The organism is Shewanella piezotolerans WP3 (assembly GCF_000014885.1).
GTDB lineage: Bacteria > Pseudomonadota > Gammaproteobacteria > Enterobacterales > Shewanellaceae > Shewanella > Shewanella piezotolerans.
Genome location: NC_011566.1, coordinates 357,319 through 371,385, shown reverse-complemented (window position 1 = coordinate 371,385; position 14,067 = coordinate 357,319). Strand labels below are relative to the sequence as shown.

Annotated in this window: 11 protein-coding genes; 3 read left to right on the top strand and 8 right to left on the bottom strand. The window is 45.8% G+C overall.

Annotated elements, in window-relative coordinates; genetic code table 11:
• Nucleotides 1-65 precede the first annotated feature (65 nt).
• Nucleotides 66-674: a TetR/AcrR family transcriptional regulator gene (locus SWP_RS01680; protein ID WP_020910584.1), complete on the bottom strand. Its 609-nt coding sequence runs from the start codon at nt 672-674 to the stop codon at nt 66-68.
• A 163-nt stretch (nt 675-837) separates the two neighbouring features.
• Between SWP_RS01680 and SWP_RS01675 the strand changes: the two genes are divergently transcribed.
• The 3 genes from SWP_RS01675 to lepB all read left to right on the top strand — a co-directional run bounded on the left by SWP_RS01675 (nt 838) and on the right by lepB (nt 3,150).
• Nucleotides 838-1,884 (top strand): MBL fold metallo-hydrolase, encoded by a 1,047-nt coding sequence (locus SWP_RS01675; protein ID WP_020910583.1) that lies wholly within the window; start codon nt 838-840, stop codon nt 1,882-1,884.
• Nucleotides 1,885-2,014: 130 nt separating this feature from the next.
• Nucleotides 2,015-2,254 carry a hypothetical protein gene (locus SWP_RS01670; protein WP_020910582.1) on the top strand — a complete coding sequence of 80 codons (240 nt, stop codon included), beginning with the start codon at nt 2,015-2,017 and terminating at the stop codon, nt 2,252-2,254.
• 71 nt (nt 2,255-2,325) lie between these two features.
• On the top strand, nt 2,326-3,150 hold the full coding sequence (gene lepB, locus SWP_RS01665) for a signal peptidase I (protein WP_020910581.1): 825 nt from the start codon (nt 2,326-2,328) through the stop codon (nt 3,148-3,150).
• Between the two features lie 100 nt (nt 3,151-3,250).
• Here the strand turns inward: lepB and SWP_RS01660 are convergent, their stop codons facing one another.
• The 7 genes from SWP_RS01660 to ilvC all read right to left on the bottom strand — a co-directional run bounded on the left by SWP_RS01660 (nt 3,251) and on the right by ilvC (nt 13,953).
• On the bottom strand, nt 3,251-4,393 hold the full coding sequence (locus SWP_RS01660; protein ID WP_020910580.1) for a pyridoxal-phosphate-dependent aminotransferase family protein: 1,143 nt from the start codon (nt 4,391-4,393) through the stop codon (nt 3,251-3,253).
• A 503-nt stretch (nt 4,394-4,896) separates the two neighbouring features.
• Nucleotides 4,897-6,447, bottom strand: a complete 1,551-nt coding sequence (ilvA, locus tag SWP_RS01650) for a threonine ammonia-lyase, biosynthetic (RefSeq protein WP_020910579.1) — start codon at nt 6,445-6,447, stop codon at nt 4,897-4,899.
• Between the two features lie 19 nt (nt 6,448-6,466).
• Entirely contained in the window at nt 6,467-8,314 is a 1,848-nt protein-coding gene (gene ilvD, locus SWP_RS01645; protein WP_020910578.1) for a dihydroxy-acid dehydratase, read from the bottom strand.
• 740 nt (nt 8,315-9,054) lie between these two features.
• A complete protein-coding gene (locus SWP_RS01640; RefSeq protein WP_020910577.1) occupies nt 9,055-9,984 on the bottom strand; it encodes a branched-chain amino acid transaminase in 930 nt (309 codons plus the stop codon).
• A gap of 4 nt (nt 9,985-9,988) precedes the next feature.
• Nucleotides 9,989-10,255 (bottom strand): acetolactate synthase 2 small subunit, encoded by a 267-nt coding sequence (gene ilvM, locus SWP_RS01635; protein WP_020910576.1) that lies wholly within the window; start codon nt 10,253-10,255, stop codon nt 9,989-9,991.
• A complete protein-coding gene (gene ilvG / locus SWP_RS01630; protein WP_020910575.1) occupies nt 10,252-11,925 on the bottom strand; it encodes an acetolactate synthase 2 catalytic subunit in 1,674 nt (557 codons plus the stop codon). Before ilvG ends, ilvM begins: the two co-directional genes overlap by 4 nt.
• Nucleotides 11,926-12,471: 546 nt before the next feature.
• Nucleotides 12,472-13,953, bottom strand: coding sequence for a ketol-acid reductoisomerase (gene ilvC, locus SWP_RS01625; RefSeq protein ID WP_020910574.1), 1,482 nt, complete (start codon nt 13,951-13,953; stop codon nt 12,472-12,474).
• Between the last annotated feature and the right edge of the window lie 114 nt (nt 13,954-14,067).

Here is a 14,067-nt window from a genome sequence, read left to right as displayed (position 1 = left end):
AGCTATTCCCTCAGCAAATCTAGGTAATGCCTATTAATTTATGGTACCGATATCGGGCAGCGTCATTAAACACCATACTGTTTAATGATCATCTCTACTGCTGTATCAACAACCTCTGCTGTTTTTGCATCATCAGGAAATGGGGCGTTTTGTATCAACTGTGGCCAGAAACAGAACGCTTTAATAACCGCTAAAAACTGCGTTACTAACATCTCAGGGCTGCTCGCTTTTATCACACCAGCCTTAATGGCTGATTCAAACCAATTGGCCATAGGAGACTCTTGCTTACTCAGCTGCTGCATCGCTTCTTCTATCAATTCTGGCGAGTGAATAGCTTCGGCAATAATCACTTTTGAAGTCGCGATAAATCCTTCCGCTTTTAGTAAGGCTATTTCATGATTAGCAAGTAAGGTAAGCTGCGATTTAAGCGACGCATTCGCACTGTAAGGTACGCTTTCTAACGCGCACAGCATCGACATCATCTCTTGCATAATCGCGCCGAACAAGGCTTCTTTACTGGGAAAATGGTTGTACACCGTTCGCTTAGAAACATCAGCCCGCTTAGCAATATCATCCATGCTTGCTGCCTTAAAACCCTTAGCACGAAACTCTGTAATAGCAGCATCGATGACTGCCTTATGTTTTATTTCTGAGCGAGTTAATTTTTTATTCATACCTTTCAAAGCCTTAATCAATAGCAGCTAGCATTCACCCACTCATTTTACACTCAGCAGTTTACTTTTCAAAATAAATTAGTAAACTACACTGTATAGTTTACTTTAATCTGTCACTATGAAACTCATTATCATCTGTATCTTGTTATCTATCGGAGGCATTATGTTGGCAACGACAGCGTGTACATCAACAAATAATCTCAGTGAAGTTAATGCCACTGAGCAACTGGCGCACCATAAAGCTAAAGGTGGCTTTGTGAATACCAGTCCGACTTTTAGTGACGATACCGCCATATTACCGCTGCTTAAGCGCTATATTACCGAGACCCGGGTGGATGCGACACCTAATACGAGCATTCCAGTTATCGCAGTAACAGCTGAGCAGCTGAATCAATTGCCCAAAAACCAAGACAGTGTCATTCGCCTCGGTCACTCAAGTATCTTTTTACAAGTCAATGGTCAGCGCTGGCTTATCGATCCCGTCTTTAGTGAACGCGCCTCGCCATTTAGCTTTGCTGGCCCTAAACGTTTCCACCAGCCACCTATCGCGCTGACAGATCTGCCTGAGATCGATGGAGTGATCATCAGTCACGATCATTACGATCACTTAGACAAAGCAAGCATTAAACAGCTCGCCACTAGCGTAAGTCATTTTGTGGTGCCACTAGGAGTAGATAAACATCTTAAAGATTGGGGCGTCGTTAGCGAACATATTCACCCATTAGATTGGTGGCAGGCGTTTAAGCTCGATGATGTAACAATCACCGCCACACCGACGCAGCATTTCTCTGGCCGTAGTCTGTTCGATAAGAATGAAACCTTGTGGGCGTCTTATGTAATCAAATCTAGCAGCAGTTCACTGTACTTCAGCGGTGACTCGGGCTACTTTGATGGCTTCAAGCAGATAGGTGAACGCTTTGGTCCATTTGACTTAACCATGGTTGAAACTGGAGCTTATGATAAGGACTGGGCAACTATTCATATGACGCCAGCGCAGAGCTTACAAGCTCATATCGACCTGCAGGGAAAGAAGATGATGCCGATCCATAATGGCACCTTCGATCTGGCTTTTCACAGTTGGTATGACCCATTAAATCAAATCGCTCAGCTTGCCAGTGATGCTAATGTAGAAATCGTTACCCCAAAGATGGGAGAGCTCCTCGCAGTCAATGAAATCCATAAAACAACTCATTGGTGGGCATTAAAATAAGGGATAATACCTTAGAACTAGACTGAGTTTATGTTCATGAATAAATATTGAATTTGAGTTTTAAACAAGAAAGCTGCATCTATGCATGCCATCCTATCATCTCAATGTTTAGATATATTTAAGGGTGCCTATGCGAAAGTTAAAATTATTCGAATCGAACACAACACGAGAACTTAAGCTCGGGGAAACTAAAATGATTACCGGAGCGGGCGCTCCCGGTAGAGATGGAAGTCCAGGTATTATTGACGGTTACTTTGAAATGTGGGAAGACATGCTAGATGAAATGGGATTGCGGGACAAACCTCGTGATGACGCTAAAGATGCAGATGGTGCAGGAAGACCTCATGATGATGGTACTAGAACAGCCTAAAATAGCATGAACCTCAATGAGCAGCCTTTCGAGCTGCTTATTTTAAATCATCACTAAAATGGAATGAATTTTTGATTTCAAAAACAAGAGCTGCGGCACTTTTACTTTCTCCTTTACCTGGGGTTGCTAGCGTACTTTTAGGTTACCGAAAACTAGGGTTTAGCCTCTATATAGCGGCATTTCTTTTGCTCCCATCGTTGCGATTTTTAGGTCTAGCCGATACCCCACAGGGACTAATTGCTTGGTTTATCTCGCTTCATTTAGTGATAGCTGTCGGTATCGTCATTGCTTTTCTCCCTAGAAACACGAAAGGCAATCAAGCCATAAAAGTCCCTGCCTTAATGGTGTTATCTTACCTTATTGTGATTTATTACAGCGTGACACATTTCTCGCAGTTCAGCGGATATGCCAAAGCCAAGATCAGTCATAACTCTAGTATTACTCACATTAACAACGGTGAGTTTGTTTTACAGAATATCTATTTTGACCGGAATAAGCTTACAAATGGCGATATCGTCTCATTTGAAATTAATGGCGAATATTTAGAAAAGCGCATTCATGGCATAGCCGGAGATAACGTCACCGAATGTATGAACTTAGTGTTTATTAATGGAGTAGCCAATACTTGGGTTCAAAATGACGCGAGTAATCAGTGGCAAACACATTACCAAGCAGACTATGCACAAGACTGCCAATACTCTGAAAGCTTTAAGCTGCCAAAAGGCTACCTATATGTATTAGGCGATCAATCAAGAAACAGTAAAGATAGTCGTATTTATGGTCTGGTTAATACTGAACAAGTTATGGGTAAGCTGTTGTATGTATTGCCAGAAAGAATCTCGGACTTCAGCAGTGATCAGCAGTTACTATCGGTAAGCTTCGGTAGCAATTCCTGAATAGCTGGTGAAGCAGGAAGTTAAAGCAATAAAAGAAGCGAAATAATTAAGGCTGCTTAGTTATACGCAGCCTTAACTTTAAAACTTAAGCTATCAAGTCTCACACCTTAACCAAGACTTCATCCAAGGCCTTAATACACAACGCAACATTTTCGCGCCGGGCGGCGTACCCCATCAAACCGATGCGCCATGCCTTGCCAGCTAAGGCGCCAAGACCAGCACCAATTTCAAGGTTATAGTTCTCAAGTAGCTGCTTACGTACTTTAGCGTCATCGATACCTTCAGGAATATATACCGCGTTTAGCTGCGGTAATCTATCCGCTTCAGCCACTACAAATTTGAGCCCAAGGCGCTGCAGCCCATGACGCAATACTTGATGCATATCCGCATGGCGTTGCCATGCATGCTCAAGCCCTTCAAGCGACAACAGACGCAATGATTCATGCAGTGCATATAGCGCATTAACAGGGGCAGTATGGTGATAACTACGTTTACCGCCACTCTCACCTGTCCAGTAACCCATCACCAGTGTTTGATCGAGAAACCAGCTCTGCACTTGAGTCTTGCGTGCTTTCATTTTCTCTACTGCTGCGGGTGAAAATGACACTGGCGACAACCCCGGTACACAAGATAGACACTTCTGACTACCTGAATAGATAGCATCAATTCCCCACTCATCAACTCTCAGCTCTACGCCACCAAGCGATGTAACCGCATCAACAATTGATAAACAGTTGTGCTGCTTAGCGAGCGCACATAAGGCTTTAGCGTCAGAAAGCGCTCCAGTAGAAGTCTCGGCATGCACAAAGGCAAGAAACTTAGCATCTGGGTTTTCAGCTAATGCAATGGCAACGTCATCAATCGATACCGCTTCGCCCCACTCGTTATCAACCATTACAGCGATAGCACCAACACGTTCGACGTTCTGGCGCATACGTTCACCAAAGACACCATTGCGACAAACAATGACTTTTTCACCTGGCTCAACCAGGTTAACAAAACAAGTTTCCATGCCTGCACTGCCTGGTGCTGACACAGCTAATGTCATCTCATTTTTGGTTTGAAATGCATATTGAATCAAAGACTTTAACTCATCCATCATACCAACAAATAATGGGTCTAGATGACCAATAGTCGGCTTTGCTTGAGCTGCGAGTACCTCTGGATAAACGTCTGAAGGCCCCGGCCCCATCAGCACTCTGCGTGGTGGATTAAACGGTTCGATATAGGGTGCTATTAACATTACATTTCCTTAGAAACAAATACTGTGCTGCGGTTAAGACTGAACTGCCGATTGATTTTGCCTAAACAAAAGCCCTACATGGCTACAGTGTTATACCAAAAAATATTATTGTTATTTGGTATAAGACCATATTACAAAAACAGCGGTAAAACTATAGCCAAACGGTCTTATAGCGATCAGTATAAGAAGTTGATCTACTCAGAGTATTTCCTGACAAACGAATTCAAGTCGAATGCATAGGATTGATGATGCCTGACCCAGTAGCAGAACATATAAAAAAGGACGCTAATGCGCCCTTTCATTGGTTCCAATCCCCATCAATTGCATTAAGTATTTGGCCAGTTCAGAGCCCCTCAGTCTTTTCAATTCAAAGCGCATCGGCAAAGAAATTATTCCCTTTTAAACCAATGCAAAGCAGAAGTGGAAAGACTGAGGGGCTCACGTTGTGCGGGATTCAAAACGCTGTATCGTCAAACTTTTAATGCAATTGGTATAATCACTTATCAATCACGATTATCTAGAAACAGCTTATAAGCTGGGCTCTTGGTTTCCTCTTGATAAACAAAACCAAGCTCAGTCAAAAACTGCTGAAATGCAAGATTGTCACTCTCAGGCACTTCAAAGCCAGCTAACACTCTGCCGTAGGCTGCACCATGGTTACGGTAATGGAATAAACTGATATTCCACTTGCTCTGTAAGGTGGTCAAAAATTTAAACAAGGCGCCTGGGTGCTCTGGAAACTCAAAGCTAAACAAGCGCTCCTCTAATGGCTCTGGCGGATGCCCGCCGACCATGTAGCGCACATGCAGCTTAGCTGTTTCATCTTGCGACAGATCTTGCACCCCAAAGCCTTCAGACTCTAGGTTGGCAATGATCTCATCAACTTCAGCTTGCCCCTCAGATAAACGAATACCCGCAAACACCACCGCTTTGTCGCGACTGCTATAACGATAGTTAAACTCCGTCATCGCCCGTTTACCCAGCAGCTCGCAAAAACGCAGGAATATTCCCGGACGCTCTGGCACTTTAACCGCCAAAATTGCTTCTTTTTGTTCGCCGAGTTCACAGCGCTCTGACACATAACGTAAACCATGAAAATTAACATTGGCACCGCTTAATATCGCACCGAGCTTTTCGCCCTTGCCATTATTGCCAACATATTTTTTAAGACCCGCTAACGACAATGCGCCCGAAGGCTCAGCAATGGCGCGAGTATCTTCAAAAATATCTTTAACCGCTGCGCAAATTTCATCAGAGCTAACGGTAATCACATCATCCACATATTCACGAGCAAGCCTAAATGGTTCAGCGCCAATTTGCTTAACTGCTACGCCGTCGGCAAATAAACCGACTTGCGGTAACACAACACGCTCGTCGGCATCGAGCGCCGCCTTTAAACAGGCAGAGTCTTCTGGCTCTACACCGATGATCTTAACTTGCGGCATCACTGCTTTATAGTAAGCGGCAACCCCCGCAATTAAACCACCGCCACCGACAGGTACGAATACCACTTCAAGGTCACGCTGTTGCTGCACCATCTCTTGTGCCACAGTGCCTTGGCCAGCAATAACCGCTTCATCATCAAACGGCGCTACATAAACACGCCCCTCTGTCTTAGATAGATTTTGTGCATAGGCATTGGCTTGGTCAAACGCTTGGCCATGCAGGACGACTTCACCACCTAAGCGCCTAACAGCATCGACTTTAATATCCGGCGTAGTTTCAGGCATCACAATAACAGCACTAATCCCTCGCGCTTGAGCAGACATCGCCACACCTTGAGCATGGTTACCAGCAGATGCGCACACCACGCCACACTCGCACTGCTCTTTAGTTAGCTCAGCAATCTTATTGTAAGCCCCCCGTAGTTTAAAAGAATGCACCGGCTGCATATCTTCACGCTTTAAAAAAACTTGGCAGCCAATACGCGCCGACAGCTTATTAAGGCTTGAAAGCGGGGTGACTTTGGCCACATCATATACAGAAGACAATAATATTTTCTGTAGATAATAGTGCGCCAGATCCAGTTGTGATTGTGATGCTAGTGCCAACATAAACTACCTCTTCAATCGATTAGCCCAGTTTACTGGTGTCACGTACCGCGCCTTTATCGGCACTGGTGGCAAGTAATGCATAAGCTTTGAGTGCCATCGACACTTGTCTAACTCGTCCAACGGGCTTCCAAGCATCTTTGCCGAGCGCTTCCATTGCAGTGCGGCGCGCTGCAAGTTCAACATCGCTAATGGCTAACTTAATTGAGCGCGCAGGGATATCAATCTCGATTCTGTCACCAGTATTAACCAATGCGATAGTGCCACCCGCAGCAGCTTCTGGTGAAACATGACCAATCGATAAGCCCGAAGTACCACCGGAGAATCGACCATCAGTAATCAGCGCACATTTAGTGCCTAAACCGCGTGATTTGAGGTAACTGGTTGGGTAGAGCATCTCTTGCATACCAGGGCCGCCTTTCGGGCCTTCGTAACGAATAACCACCACGTCACCTTCAACCACTTCACCACCTAAAATACCCGCTACGGCATCGTCTTGGCTCTCATACACCCGAGCGCTACCGATAAAGGTATGGTTTTCCACCTCAACACCGGCCGTTTTAACAATACAGCCATCAAGCGCCACGTTACCAGATAGAACTGCAAGGCCGCCCTCTTGGCTAAACGCGAATTCACGAGTACGAATACAGCCCGCTTCTCGGTCAATATCGACGCTGTCCCAGCGACAATCTTGGCTAAAGGCTTTCGTCGTTGGAATACCAGCAGGGCCTGCCGAGAAGAACTTATGCACCGCTTCATCTTTGCTTTGAGCAATATCGTATTTAGCCAGTACTTCGGCCAAATTACTTCCGGCAACATGGTAAGCGTCGTTATGTAGCAAACCTGCACGGTCAAGTTCACCCAAAATACCCATCACCCCACCTGCGCGGTGAACATCTTCCATGTGGTATTTAGGCGTAGAAGGTGCAACCTTACACAAATGTGGCACCAGACGAGATAAACGGTCGATATCGTCCATGCTGAAATCAACTTCAGCTTCAATTGCAGCTGCAAGTAGATGCAATACCGTGTTGCTTGAGCCCCCCATGGCGATATCTAGCGTCATGGCATTTTCAAAGGCGTTAAAGTTGGCGATATTACGCGGCAGTGCAGACTGGTCATCATCACGGTAGTAACGAGTCGTTAAATCCATTATACGGCGACCGGCCTCTAAAAACAGTTCGCGACGATCGGCGTGGGTTGCGAGCATTGAGCCATTGCCCGGCAGTGATAGACCCAACGCTTCTGTTAGGCAGTTCATTGAGTTGGCGGTAAACATGCCTGAACAAGAGCCGCAGGTTGGGCAAGCGCTACGTTCAATCTGTTCGCTGTCAGCATCTGATACGCGGTCATCAGCGCCAGCGACCATGGCATCGACTAAATCGAGCTTAATTAGCTTATCCGACAGCTTGGTTTTACCCGCTTCCATCGGTCCACCAGAGACAAAAATCACTGGGATATTCAATCTTAAAGCTGCCATCAGCATGCCTGGGGTGATCTTGTCACAGTTTGAGATACACACCAAAGCATCGGCGCAGTGAGCATTAACCATGTACTCTACACTGTCGGCAATCAGCTCACGTGATGGCAAGCTATAAAGCATACCGCCGTGGCCCATGGCTATCCCGTCATCAACCGCAATGGTGTTGAACTCTTTAGCGATACCGCCCGCTTCTTCAATGGCGCCAGCAACGAGTTGCCCCATATCTTTTAGGTGCACATGACCCGGCACAAACTGCGTGAACGAGTTAGAGATGGCAATAATAGGCTTACCAAAGTCATTATCTTTAACACCGGTAGCACGCCAAAGCGCACGCGCTCCCGCCATGTTACGACCTTCGGTACTGGTTGCTGAACGTAATTTTGGCATTGCTTTAATCCTTGTTTAGAGAAGGTTGTAGGTGCAAAACACCTATTCTTACCTGCTATTTTTCAATTCATTAGCTTGAGATATCGCTCTCAGCTTTTATGTTCGGTGTTAATATCTTTCGCTTTCGTGTAGGTCGGTATTTATATCGACAAGCATTACATCAAACCCTTTGTTGACGGGCTGAAGCCCAACCTACAAAACAACATTTTCCTGTAGGTCGGTATTTATGCCGACAATCATTACATCAAACCCTTTGTTGATGGGCTGAAGCCCGACCTACAAACAATGTTTACCAGTAGTTCGGTATTTATATCGACAAACATTACATCAAACCCTTTGTTGACGGGCTGAAGCCCGACCTACAAACAATGTTTACCAGTAGTTCGGTATTTATGCCGACAATCATTACATCAAACCCTTTGTCGACGGGCTGAAGCCCAACCTACAAAACAATATTTTCCTGTAGGTCGGTATTTATGCCGACAAACATTACATCAAACCCTTAATTGACGGGCTGAAGCCCGACCTACAAACAATGTTTACCAGTAGTTCGGTATTTATATCGACAAACATTACATCAAACCCTTTGTTGACGGGCTGAAGCCCGACCTGCGAAACAACATTTTCCTGTAGGTCGGTATTTATGCCGACAATCATTACATCAAACCCTTTGTTGACGGGCTGAAGCCCGACCTACAAAACAACATCTCCCGACCTACAAAACTTATTGAGCGAAGCGGTTAGCTTTTCAAAGGCTCCAGCCAACCCCATTTATCTTCAGTTTCACCATTGAATAAGCCAAAGAAACTTTGCTGAATTTGCTTGGTGATCTCACCACGCTTGCCACAACCGACATCAATTCTGTCAACGCTGCGCACTGGCACTAGCTCGGCTGCAGTACCTGTCATGAATATTTCATCGGCTAAATAAAGGAACTCGCGTGACATGTTTTCTTCAACGACTTCATAACCTTTATCTCGGGCTAAGGTGATAATCGTATCGCGCGTCAATCCCATCAGAATAGCGGCTGTGGCCGGTGGTGTGTAGATCTTATTCTTCTTGATCACAAAAAGATTAGCGCCAGCAGCTTCGCTAACTAAACCGTTAGTATCTAGCGCAATACCTTCGTCAAAACCATTACGCTTAGCTTCGGTTGAAACCTGTACTGATGACAGATAGTTACCCCCCGCTTTGGCACCTGTTGGAATGGTGTTTGGCGCTAGGCGATTCCAAGATGTCACTGCAACATCAACGCCTGCATCCATGCTATCTTCACCTAGATAAGCCCCCCACGGAAAACCTGCAACCATGACATCGCATTGAGCATCTTTAGGCGGTGTAATCCCCATACCAACATCACCGTAAAACGCCAGCGGGCGAATATAAGCGCTGGTTAAACCATTACCTAGTACCGCGTCACGACATGCTTGCATCACTTCATCAAAGCTATATGGAATTGGCATGCGATAGATCTTGGCTGAATCAAATAAACGCTGCACATGTTCTGTTAAACGAAAACCTGCTGGTCCACTTGGCGTGTCATAAACACGGATCCCTTCAAATACTGATGTACCGTAATGCAGTGCATGGGACATGACATGAACCTTAGCATCACCCCAAGGCATCATTTCACCATTGAACCAGATTAACTCAGCTGTTTTAGCGGCCATATTCTTATCCCTTTGCAGATTCGGTTGTCATGTTTGATTGAACCACCAACACTTGGCAGTCAAGTACATCAATTAGTTTGTTTATTTGGTTGGTGAGTAACTCAATGGCTCGGTCACTCTGCAGCGACATATCGATACTGCTAGTGTTATTGTCATTGAGCTGCATCGCTAAGTTGGTAATATTAAAACCACGATGACGGACGACACGTAGCACGCGCTCTAACACTTCTGGTCGCTGCTGCACATTGATTGCGATTGCGTAATTGCTCATGTTTGTTTCTCCATCTCATCCATCATGTCTTGGTTTGACGCACCGGGGGGGACTAACGGCCATACGTTGTGTGCATCATCTATCGATACGTGCAGTAAGAATGGCCCCTCACTATTGAGCATTTCATCTAAGCCTGCTTCGACTTCGCTGGCCTGGGTGATGTTTCGACCTGGTATATCAAAGGCTGAGGCCATTTTGACAAAGTCAGGGTTATCCGACAGATCCGTTTCGCTGTAACGCTCTTCAAAGAATAGCTGTTGCCACTGCTTAACCATGCCAAGCTTTTGGTTATCCACCAGCAGTATTTTTACTGGCAAACGTTTGCGCTTAATGGTGGTAAGCTCCTGCACATTCATCATAAATGAACCATCACCAGACACAGCCACCACCGCAGCATTAGGTCGGGCGACTTTAGCGCCAATAGCCGCCGGTAAACCAAAACCCATAGTGCCAAGTCCTGCACTGGATAAGTGATCTTCTGGGCGCCTAAAGTACATGTGCTGGGCAACCCACATCTGGTGCTGACCCACATCGCAGGCTACCACGCTGTCTTGTGGCAGCTTTTGTGCTAAACGGTTCAGCATCGCCGGCGCATAAATAAGCTCTCCCGGGCGATCGTACCGCCATTGATGCTGCACTTTTAGTGCTGCGACTTCTGCTTGCCAGTTTGTAATCTGCATGGTTTGGCTTAACGCAGGTAAGATTTGACGCAAATCGCCTGCGATCGCTACATCAGGCATTCTTAACTTGCCTAGCTCAGCGGCATCAATGTCCAAGTGCAGAACTTTGGCATTTTCAGCGAACGATGCTAAACGCCCCGTCACCCGATCATCAAAACGTGCACCAACAACAATCAACAAGTCGCATTGCTGCACCGCCAAATTGGCCGCCTTGGAGCCATGCATACCCAGCATCCCCAAGTAACCTGCGGTGTCATAGCGAATAGCACCAAGTCCTTTCAAGGTCGCCACCGACGGAATACCGGTTGCAGTAATAAATTGTCTTAGTGGCTCAACGGCACTGGCCATGCCGACACCGCCGCCCACATACAGCATAGGCTGCTTAGATTCTGCCAGCAGTGCTTTTGCAGCATCAATTTGGCTTGCAGTATGTTCCGGTTCTGGCATTGCAGCTTGCAATGGCGTCTTGTACTCCATCAAAGCGATTTGAATATCTTTCGGGATATCAACCAAAACAGGGCCTGGACGGCCTGAAGCTGCAATCTCAAAGGCCTGATATAGCGTCGGCACTAACTCTTCAACGCTAGTGACCATAAAGCTATGTTTGGTACAAGACAGAGACATACCTAAGACATCGATCTCTTGGAACGCATCAGTACCAATTACGGCGGTGGATACCTGACCTGTTATAGCTACTACAGGCACTGAGTCGAGCAGCGCATCAGCCAGTGAGGTGATGAGGTTAGTTGCACCTGGACCTGAAGTTGCAAAACAAACTCCAGTCTTGCCACTCGCTCGAGCGTAACCCACAGCGGCAAATGCAGCGCCTTGCTCATGACGGCTTAGCAGGTGCTCTACAGGGCTACCATAGAGGGCATCGTAAATTGGCATAATAGCGCCACCAGGATAACCAAACACTGTGGTCACGCCATGCGCGGCTATCGCTTTTATTACTGCGTCGGCGCCCCGTATCATCTGCCCTTGTTCCATCTGCTCTTGCTCCACTACTCAATGTTTCGATAACTCGGTTATAGCTTAATGGCGACGCTCAATCATTTTGGTCGGCCCTTAAACGAAAAAACCCCCGTTCCTTTCGGAGCGGGGGTTGTTTGCAATCTTAGACCTAATTAGGTGTGTCGATTTAGCATGCGCGGCCCCCGCTGTGATTTAATAATCACGACGGTAATAATCACAATAATAATTTGGGCAGCTTGGTTAAACATACGCGACTTGTATTCCTAATAAGGTGTTTGCTTAAATTCGGTATCGGTCTTTATCAATCAGACCACCATTAAGATTTACCACAAAGCGAATAAAAAACACAATGAAAACTTTTGCATCATTAGTAACACTCAAGTATTAGCCTGCAATTTAGCGCTAGCTATTCGGTGTAATAATAATTGACTGCCGCCTCTCTTTATTGTCACTAAGGTGTTAATCGTTAATGTTTTATTGAAAACTTTTCTTTGCTCTTAATGAAAGATATTTCAGTCTTGCCTGCAACGGATAAACGTCACAGGCAAGTCACAAAATAAATTAACCTTCTTCGACGATACGCTTCATTTCGGTCATGTAACCACGAAGCTCTGCACCGATGAACTCAACGGCAGTACCGCGGATCTCTTCGTTAACTTCGATAAGACGCACGTTATCAACACCATTACCGCTATCTTTCAAGCCGCCACCCAAGAACTCAGATGACATGTTTTCCACGTAATCCCGTAGCATTGGTACTGCTGCGTGGTTGAATAGGTAGCAGCCATATTCAGCAGTGTCCGAGATAACCACGTTCATTTCGTACAGACGCTTACGGGCAATTGTATTAGCAATAAGCGGCGTTTCATGTAAAGACTCGTAGTACGCTGACTCTTCAACAATACCTGCAGCAACCATGGTATCGAACGCAAGCTCCACACCGGCTTTGATCATGGCAACTAAGAAGATGCCTTTATCAAAGTAGGTTTGCTCGTCAATCTGCTCGTCAGTTTGCGGCGCATTTTCAAAGGCTGTTTCGTTGGTTTCGCTGCGCCACTTAAGTAGGTTCGCATCATCGTTCGCCCAGTCTTCCATCATGGTTTTAGAGAACTCGCCACCGATGATGTCATCCATGTGCTTTTCGAATAATGGACGTAGAATCGTTTTCAATTCTTCAGCCATTTCGAATGCTTTGATCTTAGCTGGGTTAGACAGTCTATCCATCATGTGAGTAATACCACCGTGCTTAAGCGCTTCGGTAGTGGTTTCCCAGCCCTGCTGGATTAATTTCGCTGCGTATCCTGGCTCAACGCCATCAGCAACCATCTTCTCGTAACCTAAAATTGCACCTGTTTGTAGCATGCCACAAAGAATAGTTTGCTCACCCATCAAGTCAGACTTAACTTCAGCGATGAAAGATGAGTGCAATACACCTGCACGGTCACCACCTGTTGCACTAGCATAAGCTTTAGCAATATCGAAACCTTCACCCTTAGGATCGTTTTCGGGGTGAACAGCAATCAGTGTTGGAACACCAAAGCCACGCTTGTACTCTTCACGTACTTCAGTACCCGGACACTTAGGGGCAACCATGATGACCGTGATGTCAGGACGCACTTGCATCCCCTCTTCAACAATATTGAAACCGTGAGAGTAGGACAGTGTTGCGCCCTGCTTCATCAATGGCATCACAGTGTTTACAGCGTTAGTGTGCTGCTTATCAGGCGTTAGGTTTAATACCAAGTCAGCGTCAGGAATTAACTCTTCGATAGTGCCAACGCGGAAACCATTGCCAGTTGCTTTCTGGTAAGATTCGCGTTTTTCGCTAATCGCTTGCTCACGCAGTGCAAAAGCGATGTTCAAGCCTGAGTCACGCATGTTCAAACCTTGGTTCAAACCTTGTGCACCACAACCAAGGATGACAATATTCCAACCCTTAATATGATTACAGCCTTCGCTGAACTCACTGCGATCCATAAAGCGGCATTGAGCCAGCTGTTCTAATTGTTGACGCAAATTCAGAGAGTTAAAATAGTTAGCCATCTGATATACCACCTTGATTCTGGATATTTAAACGGGCTTGCTCAAGCGCGAGCTAAGCTGTGATTGAGATCACTATAGCGCAAGCTTTTCATTGCTTAAAATGATATATTCGGA